The organism is Xylophilus sp. GOD-11R (genome assembly GCF_033546935.1).
Lineage (GTDB): Bacteria > Pseudomonadota > Gammaproteobacteria > Burkholderiales > Burkholderiaceae_C > Xylophilus.
The window spans coordinates 1,183,472-1,203,440 of the sequence record NZ_CP137854.1 but is presented as its reverse complement, the minus strand read 5'-3'; the positions used below and the strand labels follow the sequence as shown (position 1 = coordinate 1,203,440).

Genomic DNA, 19,969 nt, shown 5'->3' with positions numbered 1-19,969 from the left:
CCGGCGAATAGTCGGCGCGTGAACCACACCCTGGACCCAAGCGCGGGCGCGCCACTGCCGCCACTGCCGCCGACGCTGCTCGACACGCTGCAGACCGAGGCCGCCGCCGGCCTGCGCCGCCCCACTGCACTGCTGCTGGCCGACACGCTCTGCGCCATCGGATTCGCCGGCGGGCTGGCGGGCGCCGTGGCGGCGTTTGCCGACAACCGCCACGCGGCCGGATGGCTGGCGCTGGCGGCCGCCTGCGCCGGGTTGCGCGGCGCCTGCACCTGGCTGGCGGCTCGTGGCGGCGCGGCGGTGTCGGGCCGCGTGCGCACCAGCCTGCGCGCCCGCGTGGTCGCTGGCGCGCTCGCCCGCCCGGTCCAGTCCGGCACAGGCGGTGGCTTGATGCAATCGGCGGTCGACGAGGTCGATGCGATGGACGCCTGGCTCGCGCGTTTTCTGCCGGCGCGGCGCGCGGCGAGCATCGCGCCGCTGATCGTGCTTGCCGCCATCGCGCTCGCCAGCCCGGTCACCGCCGGCATCCTGCTGGCCACGCTCGTGCCCTTCATCGTGCTGATGGCCCTGGCCGGTGCCGCGTCGGGCGCGGAATCGCAGCGGCAGTTCTCGGCCCTGTCGCGGCTGTCGGGCCTGTTCGCCGACCGGCTGCGTGCCCTGCCCGTGGTGCTGGCCTTCGATGCCACCAGTCGCGAAGGCGCTCAGCTGCACCAGGCAGCGCGACAGGTGGCCGGGCGCACGCTACGGGTGCTGCGGCTGGCCTTCGTGTCGTCGGCGGTGCTGGAATTCTTCGGCGCGCTGTGCGTGGCGCTGGTCGCCGTGTATGCGGGCTTCAACCTGCTCAAGCTGTTGCCCTTCGCGGTGCCGGAAAAACTCTCGCTGGGCCGCGCCTTCTTCGTGCTGGCGCTGGCGCCGGAATTCCACGCGCCGCTGCGTCGGCTGGCCGCGGCCTATCACGACCGGCAGGCGGCTGCGACCGCAGCAGGGCGGCTGTCGGCGCTGGCCGCGCCGCCGCGCGAGACGGTCGAGGTACAGCCGTTCGCCCATGCGCCATCGGTGCGCTTCGAGCAGGTCGCCATTCACTATGACGGCCAGTCGACCGCGGCGGTGACCAGCCTGAGCTTCGTGCTGCCGGCCGGCAAGACGCTGGCCATCGTCGGCCCCTCTGGCAGCGGCAAGACGAGCGTGCTGCGACTGCTGCTCGGCGCGGCGCCGCTGTCGGGCGGGCGGGTCGTCGTCGGCGGGCAGGTGCTGGCGGGCGGCATGGGCATCGCCTCGCAGGCGGCATGGGTCGGACAGTCGCCGCTGATCGTGCCGGGCACGCTGGCCGATAACCTGGCGCTGGCCTGGCCGCAGGCGGGCGCATCCGCCATGGCCGACGCGGTGCAGCGCGCCGGGCTGGGCGCCCTGCTGGGCCGGCGGGCGCTGGGCCTGCAGACGCCGATCGACGCGCGCGGCGGCGGGCTCTCCGGCGGTGAGCGGCGGCGCATCGCGCTGGCGCGGGCGCTGCTCAAGCCCTCGTCGGTGTGGCTGCTCGACGAGCCGACCGCCCACCTCGACGCCGAGGCCGAAGCCGCGCTGATCCACACCATCGCCACCGCCCGCGCCGGCCGCACCACCCTCATCGCCACCCACAGCGAACGGCTCGCCGCCATCGCCGACATCGTGATCCGTCTCGGAGACCGCACATGAAACCAGCCCATTCCCACCTGTCGGCCCTGCTGGGCGAGCAACACCGGCTGCAGGGCGTCGCTTTTCGGCGCGCCGCCGTCTGTGCCGCGCTGGCCGGTGCGTCGGCGGTCGCGCTGCTCGGCGTGTCGGGCTGGTTCCTGGCGGCTGCCGCCGGTGCTGGCGTGGCCGGAGTCGCAGCCGCACAAACCTTCAATTACCTGCTGCCAAGCGCCGCCGTCAGGCTGCTGGCCATCGTGCGCACCGGCACGCGCTATGGCGAACGCTTGCTGGGCCATGGCGCGGCCTTGCGGTCCATGGCGGCGCTGCGGCAGGCCTTGTTCGACGCGGTCTGCCGCGCACCGGCCGAGCGATCGCTGGCCCTGGGCAGCGGCGAGGCCGTGACAGTGCTGATGCAGGACGTGTCCGCGGTGGAAGACCGGCTGATGCGCCGGCAGGCACCGTGGGCGGCGGGCGCGGCACTGGCCAGCGGCGTGGCGCTGGCCGGCATCGCCGGCCTCGCGTCGGCGGCCGTGGTCGCGGTGGTCGCCGTCGGCGTGCTGGCTCTGTCGCGTCGGCTGGAGGCGCGCCGCATCGGCACGGCGCAGGCGATTCGCCAGGCGACCGCGCAGTTGAAGGACGAGCTGGCGCTGCTGGCCGCGTCGGCGCCCGAGTTGCGCTGCTACGGCCTGCAAGCCTGGGCGAGCGCGCGCGCCGCCGGGCCGACGGATCGGCTGCGGCGGGCGCAGCAGGCCCAGACCGGTCATGCCGGTCTGCTCGACCTGATGCTGTCGGCCGGCACCGGCATCGCCACCGTGGCGGCCATGGCGCTGTCAAGCGGACAGGGCGCGCCGCTGGTCGCGCTGGCCGGGCTGTCGGCGGCGATGGCGATCGAGGGCCTGTCGCCACTGCTGCGCGCGCGGCTGCAGGCCGCCGATGCCGACCAGAGTGCGCAGCGGCTCGACGGCTGGCTCGATGTCGCCGCTGCCCCGGAGCCCCTCAAAAGCAATGCCGGCTCGACATTGGAATTGCCGCTCGCACCGAACGTCCCGCTGGCGCCCGGCAGCCGCATCGCCATCGTCGGCCCGTCGGGCTGCGGCAAGACCACGCTCCTGGAAACACTCATGGCGCTGCGCCCCGCCGCGCCGGGCGCCATCCGCATCGGCGGCATCGACGCGACCCGGCTGACCCCTGTCGATCGGCGCCGCCATTTCGCCTGGCTGCCGCAGGACGCCGCCCTGCTCGCCGGCACGGTGCGCGACAATCTCGCGTTGGCCGCCGACACCGTCACCGAAGCCTCGATGTGGGACGCCCTCCAGGACGCCGCGCTCGACGACCGGGTGCGCGCCCTGCCCCAGGGGCTGGACACCTGGATCGGCGAAGACGGCGCGCTGCTGTCCGGCGGCGAGCGTCGGCGGCTGGCGCTGGCCCGCGCCTATCTGCGCGACGCGCCCTGGCTGCTGCTCGACGAACCGACCGAGGGCCTGGACGCGACCTGCGAGGCGCGGGTCACCACGCGCCTGGCCGAGCGCCTGGATCGCCGGGGCCAGGGCCTGCTGGCCGTGAGCCACCGGCCGGGCGTGGTGCTGCTGTGCGACCTGGTGCTGTCTGCCGCCGATGCGACCGCGCCGGCCGCGATCGGCGCCTCGGTCTCATAGCACCCGCGAATACATCGCCCGGGCCGAGTCGGCCTGCAGATAACGATCGAACACCATGGCGATGGAGCGCACGAAGAACCAGCCGAGTACGGTCACCCGCAGGCCGTCGGGCGCCAGCTCGACCAGGCCTTCGCCTGCCATGGGCGCCAGCGCCTGGAGCTCGGCGGCGAAGGCGCGGCGGATGTCGACGAGGTAGGCGTCGGACAGCGCCTGGAAGTCGAGTTCGCCCTGGCACATCAGCGCCATGACGATGCCCCGGCGTATCAGGTCGTCGCGTGTCGGCGCCAGGCCGCGCGCCACCGGGAACACGCCCTGGTGCAAGGCGTCGTAGTACTCGTCCAGGCCCTTGGCGTTCTGGCTGTAGCAGCCGCCGACGCGGCCGATGGCCGACACGCCCAGTCCGATCAGGTCGCCATCGGGCTGGTCGCAATAGCCCTGGAAATTGCGGTGCAGCCGGCCCTGGCGACGGGCTATGGCCAGGGCGTCGTGGGGCAGCGCGAAGTGGTCCATGCCGATGTGTTCGTAGCCGGCGCCGGCCAGGGCCGATATCGCATCGCCGAGCATCGCCGCCTTGGTCGCGGCCGCGGGCAGTTCGGCCACGTCGATGCGGCGCTGCGGCTTGAAGCGGCCCGGCAGATGGGCGTAGGCATACAGCGCGATGCGGTCCGGCCGCAGCGCGACCACTTGCGCGATGGTGCGGGCGAAGGTGGCGGGCGTCTGGCGCGGCAGGCCCAGGATCAGGTCGACGCTCACCGAGCGAAAACCCAGCGCGCGCGCGCCGCGCACCAGCAGGTCCACGGGCTCGAAGCCCTGCTCGCGGTGTACCGCCCGCTGCACCGCCGCGTCGAAATCCTGCACGCCGAAGGAGATGCGGTTGAAACCCAGCGCGGCCAGGCGCTCCAGCCGGGCGGGGTCGACCGTGCGCGGGTCGACCTCGATCGCCATCTCGGCGCCGGGCTCCAGCGCGAAGGCGTGGCGCAGGGTGGCGACGACGCGGGCGAGCTGCAGGTCCGACAGGAAAGTGGGCGAGCCACCGCCGAAATGCACTTGCGACACCCGCGCGCGTGCGCCGAGTGCGTCGACGTGCAGGGCGATCTCGCGGTCGAGCGCCAGCAGGTATTCGGCCGCCCGGTCGTGCTGGCGGGTGACGATCTTGTGGCAGGCGCAGTAGTAGCAGACCGATTCGCAGAACGGAATGTGCAGGTAGACGGCCAGCGGCTGGGCTGCCGCGCCGCCGGGCCCGGCAGCGCGTGCGGCCAGGGCGCGGCGGTAGTCCTCGGGGCCGAAGGCTTCGACGAAGCGGTCGGCCGTCGGGTAGGAGGTATAGCGCGGGCCGGGCGCGCCCATGCGCGCCAGCAGGTCGGGTGTCATGGCGGGCGTCATGGCGGTGGGCAGTGCAGGCCGGCGCGGGGCCACGGCGGAGGTCGGATCGGCGGACATCGCGCCACTGTGCCGGCGCCCCTGCCGCCGCGCCTTGATCCAGATCAAGCCCGGCGAAGACGCCCCGGGGCATACTGGCGCAAGACCGTGGCCGCCATGCAAACTCCTCCCCTCACAGCTCCCGCGACACCCACCGGCCAGGCCCTGAAAGTGGCCTGCTCCAACTGCAACCTGCGCGAGCTCTGCCTGCCGGTGGTGCTGGCCGAAGACGAGATGCAGCGGCTCGATACGCTGGTCGCCGGCCGGCGTCCGGTCAAGCGCGGCGAAACCCTGTTTCGCACCGGCGACGCGTTCTCCAGCCTTTACGCGGTGCGCACCGGCTTCTTCAAGACCTGCGTGGCCGCGCCCGACGGACGCGACCAGGTCACCGGCTTCCTGATGGCCGGCGAGCTGCTTGGCTTCGACGGCATCGGCACCGACCGCCACACCTGCGACGCGGTGGCGCTGGAAGACTCCCAGGTCTGCGTGCTGCCGTTCTCGCAGCTCGAATCGCTGTCGCGCGAGTTCACACCGCTGCAGCGCCAGTTCCACAAGATCATGAGCCGCGAGATCGTGCGCGACCACGGCGTGATGCTGCTGCTGGGCAGCATGCGCGCCGAGGAACGCCTGGCCGCCTTTCTGCTCAATCTCACCCGGCGGCTGCAATCGCGCGGCTTCTCGTCGTCGGAGCTGGTGCTGCGCATGACCCGCGAGGAGATCGGCAGCTACCTCGGCCTGAAGCTCGAAACCGTGAGCCGCACCTTCTCCAAGCTGCAAGACGACGGCGTGCTGGAAGTGCGCCAGCGCCAGGTGCGGGTGCTGCAGCCCGAAGCCCTGCACGCCATCATCGACACCGGCCGTTGAACGGCGCCGCCTGCGCCAAGCGAGCCGCTCTGGGATGATGGCGCGCTTGGTCCACCCGTGAACTCATCGCCATGAAACTTCTGCGCTTCGGCCCCCTGGGCCACGAAAAACCGGGACTGCTCGACGCCGACGGCGGCATCCGTGATCTCTCCGGCCTGCTGCCCGATTTCACCCCCGCCAGCCTGTCGCCGCAGGCGCTGCAGGTGCTCGCCGCCATCGACCCGACCAGGCTGCCGCTGGTGCCGGGCCAACCGCGCCTGGGCACGCCCTGGAGCGGCATGGGCAAGTTCGTGGCCGTGGGCCTGAACTACCGTGACCATGCGGCCGAGGCCGGCATGCCGATCCCGAAAGAGCCGATCCTGTTTCCCAAGTGGCTGAGCTGCCTGAGCGGCCCCGACGACGACGTGGTGCTGCCCGCGGGCTCCACCCAGCTCGACTGGGAAGTGGAGCTGGGCATCGTCATCGGCCGCACCGCGCGCAAGGTGCCGGTGGCCGAGGCCCTGGAATACGTCGCCGGCTACTGCCTGGCCAACGATATTTCCGAACGCGCCTGGCAGATCGAGCGCGGCGGCGGCCAGTGGGGCAAGGGCAAGGGCTTCGACTCGTTCGGACCGGTCGGGCCCTGGCTGGTCACCCGCGACGAAGTGCCCGATCCGCAGAAGCTCGACCTGTGGCTGTCGCTCAACGGCGAACGCATGCAGTCGGGCAACACCGCCACCATGATCTTCAACTGCGCCGAACTCGTGAGCCATTGCAGCGAGGTCATGACGCTGGAGCCGGGCGACCTGATCATCACCGGCACGCCGCCGGGCGTGGGCCTGGGTTTCAAGCCGCCGCGATTCCTGAAGGCCGGCGACGTGATGGAGCTCGGCATCGAAGGTCTGGGTGCGCAGCGGCAGACGGTGGTGGCAGCGCGCTGACACCCATCGCACCCATCACGGAAAAACGGCGCCTCGCGGGCGCCGTTTTTCATTCAAGGTGGTGACGAATCACGCGAAGGTCTCGGCCTTCTTGAACGGGCTGGCCGCCGCGTCCTTGCCCGACAGCATCGGCGCCATGCCGATGTCCGGCCAGGTGATGCCCAGGTCGGGATCGTTCCACAGAATGGCGCGCTCGTGCGCCGGTGCGTAGAACTCGGTGGTCTTATAGAGAAAGTCGGCCGACTCGCTGGTGACCACGAAGCCATGCGCGAAACCCGCCGGCACCCACAGCTGCTTGTGGTTGTCTTCGGTCAGTTCCACGCCGACCCACTGGCCGAACGTTGGCGACGAACGGCGAATGTCCACCGCCACGTCGAAAACGGCGCCACGCACCACCCGCACCAGCTTGCCCTGCGGTTGCACGATCTGGTAATGCAGGCCCCGCAGCACGCCCTTGGCCGAGCGCGAATGGTTGTCCTGCACGAAGTCCACGTGGTGGCCGACGGCCTGGTCGAAGGCCTGCTGGTTGAAGCTCTCGAAGAAGAAGCCCCGGCTGTCGCCGAACACCTTGGGCTCGATGACGAGGACTTCGGGAATCGCGGTGGGCGTGGCTTTCATGCGCGCACCTTTTCATTGAGCACGTGTTGCAGGTACTTGCCGTAGCCGCTCTTCTTGAGCGGCTGGGCGAGCTTTTCGAGCTGGGCCGAATCGATGAAGCCCTGGCGCCAGACGATCTCTTCGATGCAGGCGATCTTCAGTCCCTGGCGGTGTTCCAGCGTGGCGATGAACTGACCGGCCTCGAGCAGGCTTTCATGGGTGCCGGTGTCGAGCCAGGCGTAGCCGCGCTGCATGATCTGCACCTGCAGCTTGCCGGCGTCCAGGTAGGCCTGGTTGACAGCCGTGATCTCGAGTTCGCCGCGCGCGCTGGGCTTGACGTCCTTGGCGATGCGCACCACGTCCTCGTCGTAGAAATAGAGGCCGGTCACCGCGTAGTTGCTCTTGGGCTCGGCCGGCTTTTCTTCGATGCTGATGGCCCGGCCGTCATCGGCGAAAGCCACCACGCCATAACGCTCCGGGTCCTGCACGTGGTAGGCGAAGACGGTGGCGCAGCCGGTCTTGGCATCGGCCGCGCCGAGCATCTGCTGCAGGTCGTGGCCGTAGAAGATGTTGTCGCCCAGCACCAGCGCGCTCGGGGCGCCATCGAGAAACTGCTCACCGATGATGAAAGCCTGCGCCAGGCCGTCCGGGCTGGGCTGCACCGCGTACTGCAGGCTCACGCCCCACTGCGAACCGTCGCCCAGCAGTTGCTGGAAGCGCGGGGTGTCCTGCGGGGTGCTGATGATCAGGATCTCGCGGATGCCCGCCAGCAGCAGCGTGCTGAGCGGGTAATAGATCATGGGCTTGTCGTAGACCGGCAGCAGCTGCTTGCTGATCGCCAGGGTCGCCGGATGCAGCCGGGTGCCGGAGCCACCGGCCAGGATGATGCCTTTGCGGGATGTCATGGGAGCTTTTTCTTCTGGCCGGTCTTCAGGAAAGGGTCTCGCGCAGCATGCGCTCCACGCCGGCCTGCCAGTGCGGCAGCACCAGGCCGAACGCCTGCTGGAACTTGGTCGTGTCGAGCCGCGAATTGAGCGGCCGTTGCGCCGGGGTCGCAAAGGCGGTGGTGGGCACCGCGTCGACCGCGACGGCCTTGATCTCCACGCCCAGGGCGCGAGCCTGCTCCAGCACGAAACGGGCATAGCCGTTCCAGCTGGTTTCGCCGCCCGCCACCAAGTGGTAGAGGCCCGATTTGGAGCGATCCTGCAGCGTGGCGCGAATCGCATGCGCCGTGGCGTCGGCCAGCAGCTCGGCACCGGTCGGCGCGCCGACCTGGTCGTCGATCACGGTGAGCCGGTCGCGCTCCTTGCCCAGGCGCAGCATGGTCTTGGCGAAGTTGCCGCCACGCGCCGCATACACCCAGCTGGTGCGCAAGATCAGGTAAGCACCCCCGGCGCGAGCGATGGCCTCTTCGCCTTCGAGTTTGGTGCGGCCGTAGACGCTGAGTGGCGCGGTCGGCGCCGACTCGTCACGAGCGGCCGCGCCGCTGCCGTCGAAGACGTAGTCGGTCGAGTAATGCACCAGCAGCGCGCCGAGGTCGGCAGCGGCCTTGGCCAGCACCGCGGGCGCTTCGGCATTGATGCGGCGGGCCAGGTCCACTTCCGACTCGGCCTTGTCGACCGCGGTGTGCGCAGCGGCGTTCACGACGACGTCGGGGCGGATCGCCGCCACGGTGTCGGCCAGCCGCTCGGGCTGGCTGAAATCGGCGAACCAGTCGGTGCTGTCGTGGTCCAGCGCCACCAGCTCGCCCAGCGGGGCCAGCGCGCGCTGCAGTTCCCAGCCGACCTGGCCGCCCTTGCCCAACAGCAGGATCTTCATGCGGTGGCTTCTTTGGCGTTGTCGTACTGCGCGGCGACCCAGTCGCGGTAGCCGCCGCTCTGCACGTTGTGCAGCCATTCCCCGTTGGCGAGATACCACTCGACCGTCTTGCGGATGCCGGTGTCGAAAGTTTCGGCCGGCTTCCAGCCGAGTTCGCGCTCGATCTTGCGGGCGTCGATGGCGTAGCGGCGGTCGTGGCCCGGGCGGTCCTTCACGTAGGTGAGCTGGCCGATGTAGGAGGCGCCGTCGGCGCGCGGGCGCAGTTCGTCGAGCAAGGCGCAGACACGCTTCACGATCTCGATGTTGGGCATCTCGTTCCAGCCGCCCACGTTGTAGGTCTCGCCCAGGGTTCCGGCCTCGAGCACGCGGCGGATGGCGGCGCAGTGGTCCTTGACATAGAGCCAGTCGCGCACCTGCATGCCGTCGCCATACACCGGCAGCGGCTTGCCGGCCAGGGCGTTGACGATCATCAGCGGGATCAGCTTCTCCGGGAAATGGAAGGGCCCATAGTTGTTGGAGCAATTGGTGGTGAGCACCGGCAGGCCGTAGGTGTGGTGCCAGGCGCGCACCAGGTGATCGCTGGCGGCCTTGCTGGCCGAATACGGGCTGTTGGGCTCGTAGGCCTTGGTCTCGGCGAAGGCCGGGTCGTCCTTGGACAGCGTGCCGTAGACCTCGTCGGTGGACACGTGCAGAAAGCGGAAGGCGGCGCGTTCGGCCTCGGGCAGTTCGGACCAGTAGGCGCGGGTGGCTTCGAGCAGGCGAAAGGTGCCGACCACGTTGGTCTCGATGAACGCTGCCGGGCCGACGATGGAGCGGTCGACATGCGATTCGGCCGCGAAATTGACCACCGCGCGGGGCTGGTGCTCGGCCAGCAGGCGGGCCAGCACACCGGCGTCGCAGATATCGGCCTGCACGAAGACGTGGCCCGGATGCGAGGCGACGGCCTGGAGGTTTTGCAGGTTGCCGGCGTAGGTCAGCTTGTCGACGTTGACCACGCCTTCGTCGCCTGCCGCCAGCCAGTCCAGGACGAAATTGGAGCCTATGAAACCCGCTCCGCCGGTGACCAGAATCATGTTTGAGCCTTGAATGTGAACGCCGGATATTGTTTCACAGCGGCTCTGGGCCGCCGGGCGGCCCCGGCGTGGATGGGCGGGTCAGCCCATCGGTTTCCACATCGGCGTCTGCTCACGCTGGGGATAGTCCAGCGCCCGGGCCGGCAACATGGCTTCGCGTTGTCGGAGCCGCTTGATGGCTCGGGGCTTCACACGGGGCTCGGGCTCATGGCGAAACGTCTTGGACATAGGCAGTGTCTGAGTCGTGGGCTATGGGAACGCCCTCATTAAAGCAGCGTTGCGCAGCCTTGTCCTGTCAGTCGGATGCCCGCAACATGCCGTGCGGATCAGGCCGACGGACGGTAGTCCTCGATCGCCTGCGCTGACGACAATCTGCCGCGATGGAAAGACGTGACCTGCTTCGATTCGCTTCGGCCGCCGCCACCGGTGCCCTCGGCGCCCGCCATGCCTGGGCCGGGCGTGGCGCCCTGGCCGACCCCTTCGCCCTGGGCGTGGCCAGCGGCGCATCGCACGAAACCGGCCTGGTGCTGTGGACCCGCATCGCGCCTGCCGCCCTGCCCTCGCCGCTGGCACCGGTCGAATTACGTTGGGAAATCGCCCACGACGAGGGGTTCCGGCGCATCGCCGCCAGCGGCCGGAGCATCGCCTCGCCCACGCTGGGCCACGCGGTGCATGTCGAAGTCGACGGCCTCGCCCCCGGCCGCTGGTACCACTACCGCTTCCTGCTGGGCGATGCGGCGAGCGACACCGGCCGCACCCGCACCGCCCCGGCCGCCGACACCCTGCCCGACCGGCTGCGCTTCGTCTTCGCCTCCTGCCAGCGCTGGGAACACGGCTTCTACGCCGCCTGGCGCGACGCCGCCCGGCAATCGCCCGACCTGATCGTGTTCCTCGGCGACTACATCTACGAATACGCCTCGCCGCACACCCCGCCCGCCGACATGCCACGCAGCCACATGCTGCGCCACGCCACCACCCTGGCCGACTACCGCGACCGCTACGCCCTGCACAAGAGCGACCCCGACCTGCGCGCCGCCCACCGCGCCTGCCCCTGGCTGGTGACCTGGGACGACCACGAGGTGGAGAACGACTACGCCGGCATGCTCGGCCAGGCCGCGCCGGACCGGTTCCTCGCGCGCCGCGCCGCCGCCTACCAGGCCTTCTACGAAAACATGCCGCTGCCGGCATCGGCCCTGGCGCGCGGCCTGGCCGGGTTGGGCACGCCCGACGCGGTGCGGGTCACCCAGCGCCACGCCTTCGGCCGCCTGGCCCGTTTTCATCTGCTCGACACCCGGCAGTTCCGCGACCCGCAGGCCTGCCGCGCCGATGCTGGAGAAAAAAGTCCGGGCGCCGTCCGGCCCAGCGCCTGCCCGGCCATCGACGCCCCCGGCCGCAGCCTGCTCGGCGCCGCCCAGGAAGCCTGGCTCGCCGAAGGCCTGGCCGACGACGCCCGCCACGGCCGCACCCGCTGGACCATCGTCGCGCAGCAGACCCTGGTGGCACCGCGTCGCTACGGCGGCCCCGACGCGCCGGTCGCCACCGACACCTGGGACGGCTACCCGGCAGCCCGCCGCCGCCTGCTCGACGCCGTTGTCGGCCATGCGCCGCGCAACACCGTCTTCGTCGGCGGCGACATCCACCAGAACTACGTCAGCCATCTGCACCGCGAAAGCCAAGGCGGCGGCGACCCCGGCGCCGCCCCGGTCGCCACCGAGTTCTGCGGCACCTCGGTCAGTTCCCGCTCCGGCGCATCGGCGGCCCGGCGCGAATCGCTTCTGCGTCGCAACCCGCACATCGTCTTCGCCGATGGCGAAAAACGCGGCTACGGCCTGGTCGACCTGGGCCGGGACGGGTGGCAGACACGCCTGCGCACCGTCGACCGGCCCGACGACGCCGACTCGCCGGTGCAGACCGCCGCCGTCTTCCAGGTGCGGGACGGGCGGCCGCGCATTCTCGTGGAATGACTGAGGAAACCCCGGAGACGCCGCACGGCGACCCGGGCGTATAACCGAGCGATCTATAAGAAGCAAGGAGACCGCTCATGAACAATCTTTCGATCGCCCTCGCCGCCGTCGCCGTCTGGCTGGCCCTGGGCTTCGTCTTCATGGGCATGTGCCGAGCCGCCAGCCGCGCCGACCGGGACATGGAAGAACACCGCGCCGCCAACGGGCCGCGCAGCCTGCGCCAGCATGTCTTCGCGATCCACGCCCGCAGCCTGCGCGTGATGCGGCGACAGGCCAGCGCCAAGCACATGCATGGCCGGGCTGCCGTCACCCGCATGCACTGAAGGCGGGCGCCGCCGGTTTCTCGGCGCGGCCGTCGCGCTCGCGGCGCGCGGGCCGGCGAATCTGCTTCAATGACCGGACACCCGCATCCGCCCTGTCCGACCATGCATCTTTTCCGTCGTCTCGCCGCTGCGGCCACCGCGTTGATCTGCACCTGGGCCGTCATCGGCCCCGCCCTTGCCGCCCCGCCGGCGCCACTGGTCATCGCCCATCGCGGCGTGCCGGGCGATGCGCCCGAGAACACGCTGGCGTCGTACCGGGTGGCCATCGCCGCACAAGCCGACCATGTCGAAACCGATGTGGCGCTGACCGCCGACGGCGAAGTGATCCTGATGCATGACGCCGACCTGCGCCGCACCACCAATGCGGCCGAGGTGTTTCCCGGCCGGGCGTCGTACGACGTATCCACCTTCACCCTCTCCGAGATTCGCGAGCTCGACGCGGGCCGATGGTTTTCGGTCGGCTACACCGGCGAGAAGGTGCCGACGCTCGACGAACTGCTCGCCCTGCTGGCGCGCTCCGGCACCGGCCTGTTCCTGGAGCTGAAATCCGCCGACGCCGACCTGGCCGCCCGCGTCGCCGCCCGCCTGGTCGCCAGCGGCTGGCTGCGCGACGGCGTGCCGACGCAGAAGCTGGTCGTCATTTCGTTCAACGCGGAGCATCTGCGCAAGATGCACACCCTGCTGCCGTCGGTAGAGCTTGCCTGGATCACAGGCAAGGAAGTGAACGAGGCGCAACTGGCCGACCTGGCCACCTACGCCCAGGGCCTCGACATCCACCATTCGCTGATGAACCGCGCGCTGGTGGACCTCTGCGCCCGCTACCGGCTCAAGACCTACGTCTGGACGGTGGACGCCCCGGCCGATGTCGACCGCATGCTCGGCCTGGGGCTCGACGGCATCACCACGGACGTCCCGGCGTACCTGCGGTCAAGGCTCGCCCGCTAGGACTTCGCCCGGCCGCTCCACCGATAAGCCCAGAGCCCGAGGGTTTCGTGGATCGCGATCTGCCAGCGACCCAGCGACCCCGCCATGGCGTACTGGTACCAGGGTGTGGCCGTGCCGGTAACGTAGTCGACCGTGTAAGGCTCCACGTTCCAGCCCACCTGCCGAAAGGTCGCCAGCGAGCGCGGCATGTGCCAGCCCGAGGTGAGCAGCAGCCAGGGCTGCGCCTTGTCGATGCCCGGCAATTGCGCGGAATACAGCGCGTTTTCGTAGGTGGTACGCGATGCCGATTCGAACACCAGCCGCTCCGGCGCGACGCCCATCTCGGCGAAGAACTGCCGCGCCTGCACCGCCTCCGACTCTTTCTGGCGGGTCAGCGTGCCATCGCCACCAGTGAAAAGAATCTTCAAATGCGGATGCGCGCGCGCCAGCGCCACGGCCATGGTCATGCGCTCTGCCGCCGAGTTGAGCACCACCTGGCCGTTGCCTTCGCGCAGATAGGCGTTTTCGAGCGCGCCACCGAGCACCACCACACCGTCAAAACGCGACCAGCGCTCGTCACCCGGCACAGCCGGCACCGGCTGCGCGTTTTCGAGCCGGCGGATCAGCAGATCGGGAATCGGCATCCAGCCCAACACCAGCAACAGCGCCAAGCAGGCCCAAAGCACTTTGCGACCGCGCGCCGGGTTGCGTCGCCCCATCCACAGGCCGACGACGAGCGCCAGAATGATCCAGGCCAGCGGCTGGGTGAAAGCCTGCAGCAGCTTGGAGACGACGAACACGCGACTCAGCCGCCGTAGCCGTGCGGGTTGGCCTCTTGCCAACGCCAGCTGTCGCGGCACATGTCGTCGAGCGTCAGCCGGGCTTGCCAGCCGAGCAGGGCCAGGGCCGAGGCCGGGTCGGCATAGCACTCGGCCACGTCGCCCGGGCGGCGCGGCGCGATGCGGTAAGGAACCGGCTTGCCGCTGGCCGCCTCGAAGCTCTTCACCATGTCGAGCACGCTGCTGCCCTTGCCGGTGCCGAGGTTGACGGTAAAGCCCGGGTTGCCCGCCAGCAGATGGCGCACCGCCGCCACATGGCCCTCGGCCAGGTCGCACACATGGATGTAGTCGCGCACGCCGGTGCCGTCGGGCGTGGGGTAGTCGTCGCCGAACACCTGCAGAAAGGGCCGCCGGCCAACCGCCACCTGCGACACGAAAGGCATCAGGTTGTTGGGAATGCCGTTCGGACTTTCGCCGATGCGCCCGCTCGGGTGCGCGCCCACCGGGTTGAAATAACGCAGCACGCCGAAACGCCAAGACGCGTCCGAAGCCGCGACGGCCGCCAGCACGTCTTCACCGACGAGCTTGGTGTGGCCATAGGGATTGGTATGCTGGCGCGGAAAGTCTTCGGTGATCGGCACCGAGGCCGGGTCGCCATACACCGTGGCGCTGGACGAAAACACCAGGCTGCGGCAGGCCGTGCCCTGCAGCGTGGCCAGCAGGCTGGTGAGCCCACCCACGTTATTGCGGTAGTACTTGAGCGGGTCGGCCACGCTCTCACCCACCGCCTTGAAACCCGCGAAATGTATGACGGCACCGATCTGGTGCCGGTCCACCATGCGGGCGACCAGATCGCTGTCGAACACGCTGCCCTGCTCGAACGCCACCGGCGCGCCGGTGAGTTCTTCCAGCCGCCGCAGCACTTCGGGCTGGCTGTTGGAAAAATCGTCCAGCACCACCGGCTTCAATCCGGTGGCATGAAGGGCCAGCAGCGTATGGCTGCCGATGTAGCCGGCGCCGCCGGTCAGAAGGACGGATGTGCTCACGGGGACTTTCGTGCTGGGAGTTGGTGGCAACGCAGAAGTCTACCGGCGGGCGGGGCTCGGGAACCCCCATCGGCCGTCCGTCTACCCAGGTAGCGCCGTCGAAAACCGCCCGGTTGTGGTTTCGATGCTGGTGGTGGCGCCGGTTCGGGTGCAGCAACCGCCGCCGCCATCGCCTCTCGCGCCGTGGCCTTGGCCGTGGCCGCGCCGCTGTTTCCAGCTGGTCGGACAGCAGCAACCCCACCGTGACCGGCACCACTGGCACCTCTGGTACCACCGGCACCCAGAGGGCGTTCGTGCAATGCCTCCTCCATGTCTTCCATGGCCGGATCGCTCAGGTTCCACCACCGCTGCAGGCAGTGGATGCGCCGCATGGTCTCCACTGCACACGGCGGGCGGCCTCCAGGGCATTGGTGCGCTCCACGCGCATGCGGCTGGATCAACGCCACCAACATCGACCAGGGCACGACCCGGTTCCATCTCTTCGAGGACGACTTCCTTGCGCGTCTTCTTGGGCCGCGGGTCGAGGCCGAGGTGATCTGGCCATGGCCCGATCCTCTCGCATTGGACGGCAGCGGGTTACTCCTGTAAAAAGTTTTGCAGGCCCGCTCTACCAATCAAATAATCAAAATGCATCAACTTATTATTCGAAAATTATTATTCTGCAGCATTAATTAATTGAATTTATTCGCGATCGTCCACATATTTTTTTACCTGCGCACAAATGGCTTCGAAACTCAAATCGTGCTCTTCCAGCAAATAGCGATAGGTGCCACACTTATGAGAAAAACGATCTGAAACCCCAATTCTCAGCACGCGCGTAGTTTGATTTTCAGCGACAACCTCAGCAATCGCTGATCCAAGCCCACCGATGACCGAGTGCTCCTCAAGCACACAGATCGCCTGAACCGATCCTGCGATTTCCTCCAACTTTCGGTGGTCGAGGGGCTTGATCGAAGGAACTGTAAAGAGTGAGGCCCTTGGAAAATACTCGGCGCGTATTCTTCCCGCCGTGACAGCCATCGATCCCGTTGCCACGAATGCAATTCTCGGGTCGTCACCTTCTTCAATTTGCTGGAACAGCTCGGCATTCGCGGTGAGCGCTCCATGGTGCACATCCCCCAAATCCGCCTTCCCCATCCGCATGTAGACGGCACTCTTCTTCTCATAAGCCTGCGTCATGCAAGCCGCCAATTCAAACCGATCGGCCGGCGAATAAATCGTCAATCCCGGAATCGCCCGCGTAACCGCAATATCCTCGGTCGACTGATGGCTGGTACCGAGATGGCTGTAGACAAAACCCGCACCATCTCCACACAACACCACCGGCAGGTCGTCGTGCGCGATATCCAGCTTGATCTGCTCCACCACCCGCACCGGCACGAAGGCGGCCAGGCCGTAGACGAAGGGGCGATAACCGGCACGGGCCAGGCCGGCGGCCATGCCGACCATGTTCTGCTCGGCGATGCCGGCGTTGATGTACTGGTCCGGGCACGCCGCACGGAAGGCGTCGAAAAGCGCATAGCCGTGGTCGCCGGTCAGCAGGACGACGTTGGGGTCCTGCTTGGCAAGAGCCACCAGGGTGTCGGAAAACGCGGCTCTCACAGATCTTCTCCCTGCAGGTTCTTTTTTTCGATGCCGAGGGCGGCAACCGCCTCGGCATAGGTCTTGTCGTTCAGGCGCGTGTAGTGCCAGATGTTGTCGTGCTCCATGAAGTCCACGCCGCGGCCCTTGGTCGTCTTGGCGACGATGGCCTTGGGCTTGCCGGTCGTGCTGGCCCACAGGGCGGTGATGGCCGCGTCGAGCGCGGCTTCGTCATGGCCGTCGACCTTGACCGCCTCGAAGCCGAAAGCCTCGAACTTGGCGGCGATGTCGCCCAGGTGCAGCACGTCTTCGGTGCGGCCCATGGCTTGGAAGCCGTTCTCGTCGACGATGACGACCAGATTGTCCAGTTGGTGGTGGGCGGCGAAGAGCGCGCCTTCCCAGATGGGGCCTTCGTTGATCTCGCCGTCGCCGACGACGATGTAGGTCTTCTGGTCGGTCTTGCGCATGCGGGCGCCCAGCGCCATGCCGACACCGACCGAGAAACCGTGGCCGAGCGAGCCGGAGGTGACTTCGAGGCCGGGAATGCGCGAGTCGGACAGGCCCTTGAGATCGGAGCCGTCGGCGAAGTAGCGTTCGATGTCCTGGCGCTGCAGCCATCCGAGCTCGTACATGCAGGCGTATTGCGCCATGACGCCGTGGCCCTTGCTCAGCACGAGGTAGTCACGCTGCGCGGCCTTGGGGTCGTTGCCAGGGTAGCGCAGGTGCTGGCGGTACAGCACGGCCAGGATCTCGATGAGCGAGAAGGCGCAGCCGATGTGCACGGTGTTGCCGGCGAATGCCATGTCCAGCACGGTCTTGCGCAGCTGGGCGGCGTCGAAGCGCGCGGCGCTGCTCTGCGTGCTGCGGTCTTGCAGGGTGTCTTGCATGTAAGCCTCGGTGTGGGAGGGGTTCTGGAATGCCGGGCTCAGGCCGGCAGTGCGGTCTCGGCCCGGTGCCATGCCGCCGTGCGGCGGATGGCCTCGTCGAGGGCGACCGGCGCAGGCAGGCCGAGGGTGCCCAGGGCCTTGCTCGCGTTGGGCATGTAGCGGTCGGGTGCCATGCCGGCGGTGGGCTGCGCCTGCACGGTGACGGTTGAGGCCGAACCGATGGCGCCGGCGACCCGGCGTGCCAGTTCGGCGATGGAGACGGCTTCTTCGCCGCCGACGTTGTAGGTGCCGCCACGTTCGCCGCGCAGCACGATGGCCCACAGCCAGGCGGCCATGTCGGCGGCGTAGAGATAGGTGCGCAGTGCGGTGCCGTCGCCCTTGATGACGATCGGCTGGCCGGCCATGGCGTCGCGCAGGAAGTTGCCGAGCGCGAAGTGCTTGTCCAGCGGCAGGTAGGGGCCGACGAAAGCGAAGCAGCGCGCCACTTTCACATCCAGGCCATGTTGCTGCGCATAGGCAGCGCCCAGCCATTCGGTGACCCGCTTGCCTTCGCCGTAAGCCGAGCGCACGTCGGTGATGTCGGGCGCGCCCGCATAGTTTTCGGCCACGCCGACGCGGTCGGCCGGCTGGCGGCCGTACATGGCGCCGGAACTCACCAGCAGCACCCGCCCGGCCTGGGCCTGCACGGCCAGGTCGAGCACGCGGCGGGTGCCGAGCACGCAGGTGTCGAAGGTTTCCAGCGGCGTGGCGGTGGCCACCACGTCGGTGGCCGCGTGGATGACGGTGTCGAAGCGGCCCGCGGGCAGCGCGAAGTCGCGCACGTCGCCGCGCAGCAGTTCGATGCCGGGCGCCTCGGCCAGCCAGGGGGCTTCGGCACGGAAGGCGTTCGGGTTGCGGCTGAGCACCGTCACCCGGCAATCCAGCGACAGCTGCCGGCGTGCCTGGGCCAGGGTAGCCAGCAGCCATTTGCCGACGAAACCGGTGCCGCCAGTCAGGAAGATGCGCTGGCCGCGCAGCACCTGCCAGTCGGCCTCGCCCACGGCGTCGAAGACGGCCCGCAGGTCGTGGTCGTGCGGCGGGCGTGCGGCCTGGGCCATGTCAGAACCCGACGCCGAAGAACTCTTCGATCTTCTGGACGATGAAGTCCAGATGCTCGGTGGTGAGCCCCGGATACACGCCGATCCAGAACGCCTGGTTCATGATCTTGTCGGTGTTCTCCAGGCTGCCCACTACCCGGAACTCGCGGCCGATCATGTAGGGCTGGCGGATCAGGTTGCCGGCGAAGAGCAGGCGGGTGCCGATCTTGTTCTGGTCGAGGTAGGCCAGCAGGTCCACCCGCTTCACGCCGCTTTCGGGCTTGAGCATGCACAGAAAGCCGAACCACGACGGATCGCTGCCGGGGGTGGCCACGGGCAGTTCCAGGAAGTCGCCGCAGGTGGCCGACAGCTTTTCGGTGAGGTATTTGAAGTTGTCCTTGCGGGCCTGCACGAACTCGTCGACCCGGTCCATCTGCGCCAGCGCGCAGGCGGCCTGCATGTCGCTGATCTTCAGGTTGTAGCCCAGGTGGCTGTAGGTGTACTTGTGATCGTAGCCCTCGGGCAGGTCACCGAGCTTCCAGCAGAAGCGCTTGTTGCAGGTGTTGTCCTTGCCGGGCGGGCAATAGCAGTCACGGCCCCAGTCGCGGAACGATTCGGCGATGAGCTTCAACTCCGGGTCGTTGGTGAAGACGGCGCCGCCCTCGCCCATGGTGATGTGGTGCGCAGGGTAGAAGCTCAGCGTGCCGATGTCGCCGAAGGTGCCGACCTTCTGGCCGTTGTAGGTGGCGCCGAGGGCGTCGCAGCAGTCTTCGACCAGCCAGAGCTTGTGCTTCTTGCAGATGGCGGTCACCACGTCCAGGTTGAACGGGTTGCCCAGGCTGTGGGCCAGCATGATGGCCTTGGTCTTGGGGGTGATGGCCGCTTCGATCAGGCTGGCGTCGATGTTGTGGGTGGCGATGTCCACGTCCACGAAGACCGGCACCGCGCCGAACTGCAGGATCGGGTTGACGGTGGTCGGAAAGCCCGCCGCCACGCCGATGACTTCGTCACCCTTCTGAATGGCGCGCTCGCCCAGGCGGGGCGATGTCAGCGTGCTGAAGGCCACCAGATTGGCCGACGAACCGGAGTTGACGGTGATGAGGTACTTCACGCCCATGTATTCGGCCAGGCGCTGCTCGAAGGCCGCGTTGAAGCGGCCGGTGGTGAGCCAGCCGTCGAGCGAGGACTCGACCATGAGCTGCAGTTCCTTGGCGCCGATGACCTTGCCGGAGACCGGCACGGCGGATTCGCCGGGCACGAAGGGCTTGGGGGCGTAGACGATGTCGGCGTATTGCTGCACCAGCGCGGCGATCTGCTCGCGAATGGCGGTGGTGGCCGCGGTGGGCGCGGCGGGCGCGGCGGCGGCGGGGTTGGC

General features: G+C 68.8%; 18 protein-coding genes and 1 pseudogene. 7 read left to right on the top strand and 12 right to left on the bottom strand.

What is annotated here, in order from left to right; all coding sequences use genetic code 11:
• The first annotated feature begins 18 nt into the window (after nucleotides 1-18).
• Entirely contained in the window at nucleotides 19-1,689 is a 1,671-nt protein-coding gene (gene cydD / locus R9X41_RS05465) for a thiol reductant ABC exporter subunit CydD (RefSeq protein ID WP_318633866.1), read from the top strand.
• A complete protein-coding gene (locus R9X41_RS05460) occupies nucleotides 1,686-3,323 on the top strand; it encodes an amino acid ABC transporter ATP-binding/permease protein (RefSeq protein WP_318633865.1) in 1,638 nt (545 codons plus the stop codon). Before cydD ends, R9X41_RS05460 begins: the two co-directional genes overlap by 4 nt.
• Here R9X41_RS05460 and hemN read toward each other — a convergent pair.
• Nucleotides 3,318-4,706, bottom strand: a complete 1,389-nt coding sequence (gene hemN / locus R9X41_RS05455) for an oxygen-independent coproporphyrinogen III oxidase (RefSeq protein WP_318635160.1) — start codon at nucleotides 4,704-4,706, stop codon at nucleotides 3,318-3,320. The two genes, R9X41_RS05460 and hemN, sit on opposite strands and share 6 nt — an antisense overlap.
• A gap of 153 nt (nucleotides 4,707-4,859) precedes the next feature.
• Here hemN and fnr point away from each other — a divergent pair, with 153 nt between their 5' ends.
• Together fnr and R9X41_RS05445 are read left to right on the top strand one after the other, a co-directional pair.
• Entirely contained in the window at nucleotides 4,860-5,606 is a 747-nt protein-coding gene (fnr, locus tag R9X41_RS05450; RefSeq protein ID WP_318633864.1) for a fumarate/nitrate reduction transcriptional regulator Fnr, read from the top strand.
• 71 nt (nucleotides 5,607-5,677) lie between these two features.
• Complete coding sequence (locus R9X41_RS05445; RefSeq protein ID WP_318633863.1) at nucleotides 5,678-6,526, top strand: fumarylacetoacetate hydrolase family protein; 849 nt, start codon at nucleotides 5,678-5,680, stop codon at nucleotides 6,524-6,526.
• A gap of 69 nt (nucleotides 6,527-6,595) precedes the next feature.
• Here R9X41_RS05445 and rfbC read toward each other — a convergent pair whose 3' ends face one another.
• The 4 genes from rfbC to rfbB are packed head-to-tail and all read right to left on the bottom strand — an operon-like array spanning nucleotide 6,596 to nucleotide 10,014.
• Nucleotides 6,596-7,144: a dTDP-4-dehydrorhamnose 3,5-epimerase gene (gene rfbC / locus R9X41_RS05440; RefSeq protein WP_318633862.1), complete on the bottom strand. Its 549-nt coding sequence runs from the start codon at nucleotides 7,142-7,144 to the stop codon at nucleotides 6,596-6,598.
• A complete protein-coding gene (gene rfbA / locus R9X41_RS05435) occupies nucleotides 7,141-8,028 on the bottom strand; it encodes a glucose-1-phosphate thymidylyltransferase RfbA (protein ID WP_318633861.1) in 888 nt (295 codons plus the stop codon). The genes rfbC and rfbA overlap by 4 nt, the downstream gene beginning before the upstream one ends.
• A gap of 25 nt (nucleotides 8,029-8,053) precedes the next feature.
• Nucleotides 8,054-8,941 carry a dTDP-4-dehydrorhamnose reductase gene (rfbD, locus tag R9X41_RS05430; protein ID WP_318633860.1) on the bottom strand — a complete coding sequence of 296 codons (888 nt, stop codon included), beginning with the start codon at nucleotides 8,939-8,941 and terminating at the stop codon, nucleotides 8,054-8,056.
• Entirely contained in the window at nucleotides 8,938-10,014 is a 1,077-nt protein-coding gene (gene rfbB, locus R9X41_RS05425; protein ID WP_318633859.1) for a dTDP-glucose 4,6-dehydratase, read from the bottom strand. Before rfbB ends, rfbD begins: the two co-directional genes overlap by 4 nt.
• Before the next feature lie 380 nt (nucleotides 10,015-10,394).
• Between rfbB and R9X41_RS05420 the strand changes: the two genes are divergently transcribed.
• The 3 genes from R9X41_RS05420 (at nucleotide 10,395) to R9X41_RS05410 (ending at nucleotide 13,246) form a co-directional block, all read left to right on the top strand.
• Nucleotides 10,395-11,978, top strand: a complete 1,584-nt coding sequence (locus R9X41_RS05420; RefSeq protein ID WP_318633858.1) for an alkaline phosphatase D family protein — start codon at nucleotides 10,395-10,397, stop codon at nucleotides 11,976-11,978.
• Nucleotides 11,979-12,055: 77 nt separating this feature from the next.
• Entirely contained in the window at nucleotides 12,056-12,301 is a 246-nt protein-coding gene (locus R9X41_RS05415; RefSeq protein WP_318633857.1) for a hypothetical protein, read from the top strand.
• A gap of 102 nt (nucleotides 12,302-12,403) precedes the next feature.
• Nucleotides 12,404-13,246, top strand: a complete 843-nt coding sequence (locus tag R9X41_RS05410; protein WP_318633856.1) for a glycerophosphodiester phosphodiesterase — start codon at nucleotides 12,404-12,406, stop codon at nucleotides 13,244-13,246.
• Here R9X41_RS05410 and R9X41_RS05405 read toward each other — a convergent pair.
• From R9X41_RS05405 to rfbH, 7 genes and pseudogenes are all read right to left on the bottom strand, one after another.
• Nucleotides 13,243-14,025, bottom strand: a complete 783-nt coding sequence (locus R9X41_RS05405) for a YdcF family protein (RefSeq protein ID WP_318633855.1) — start codon at nucleotides 14,023-14,025, stop codon at nucleotides 13,243-13,245. The genes R9X41_RS05410 and R9X41_RS05405 overlap by 4 nt on opposite strands.
• Before the next feature lie 5 nt (nucleotides 14,026-14,030).
• Nucleotides 14,031-15,050 (bottom strand): UDP-glucose 4-epimerase GalE, encoded by a 1,020-nt coding sequence (gene galE, locus R9X41_RS05400; RefSeq protein ID WP_318633854.1) that lies wholly within the window; start codon nucleotides 15,048-15,050, stop codon nucleotides 14,031-14,033.
• Nucleotides 15,051-15,331: 281 nt separating this feature from the next.
• Nucleotides 15,332-15,602: pseudogene (locus tag R9X41_RS05395) on the bottom strand (hypothetical protein); the annotation flags it as partial.
• A 129-nt stretch (nucleotides 15,603-15,731) separates the two neighbouring features.
• The gene (locus R9X41_RS05390; protein ID WP_318633853.1) at nucleotides 15,732-16,652 is read right to left on the bottom strand and encodes a transketolase family protein; all 921 of its coding nucleotides are present in this window, start codon (nucleotides 16,650-16,652) and stop codon (nucleotides 15,732-15,734) included.
• Entirely contained in the window at nucleotides 16,649-17,518 is an 870-nt protein-coding gene (locus R9X41_RS05385; RefSeq protein WP_318633852.1) for a transketolase, read from the bottom strand. Before R9X41_RS05385 ends, R9X41_RS05390 begins: the two co-directional genes overlap by 4 nt.
• A gap of 38 nt (nucleotides 17,519-17,556) precedes the next feature.
• Nucleotides 17,557-18,615 (bottom strand): NAD-dependent epimerase/dehydratase family protein, encoded by a 1,059-nt coding sequence (locus R9X41_RS05380; RefSeq protein WP_318633851.1) that lies wholly within the window; start codon nucleotides 18,613-18,615, stop codon nucleotides 17,557-17,559.
• Nucleotide 18,616: 1 nt separating this feature from the next.
• Entirely contained in the window at nucleotides 18,617-19,918 is a 1,302-nt protein-coding gene (gene rfbH, locus R9X41_RS05375; RefSeq protein ID WP_412556695.1) for a lipopolysaccharide biosynthesis protein RfbH, read from the bottom strand.
• Nucleotides 19,919-19,969: the final 51 nt, after the last annotated feature.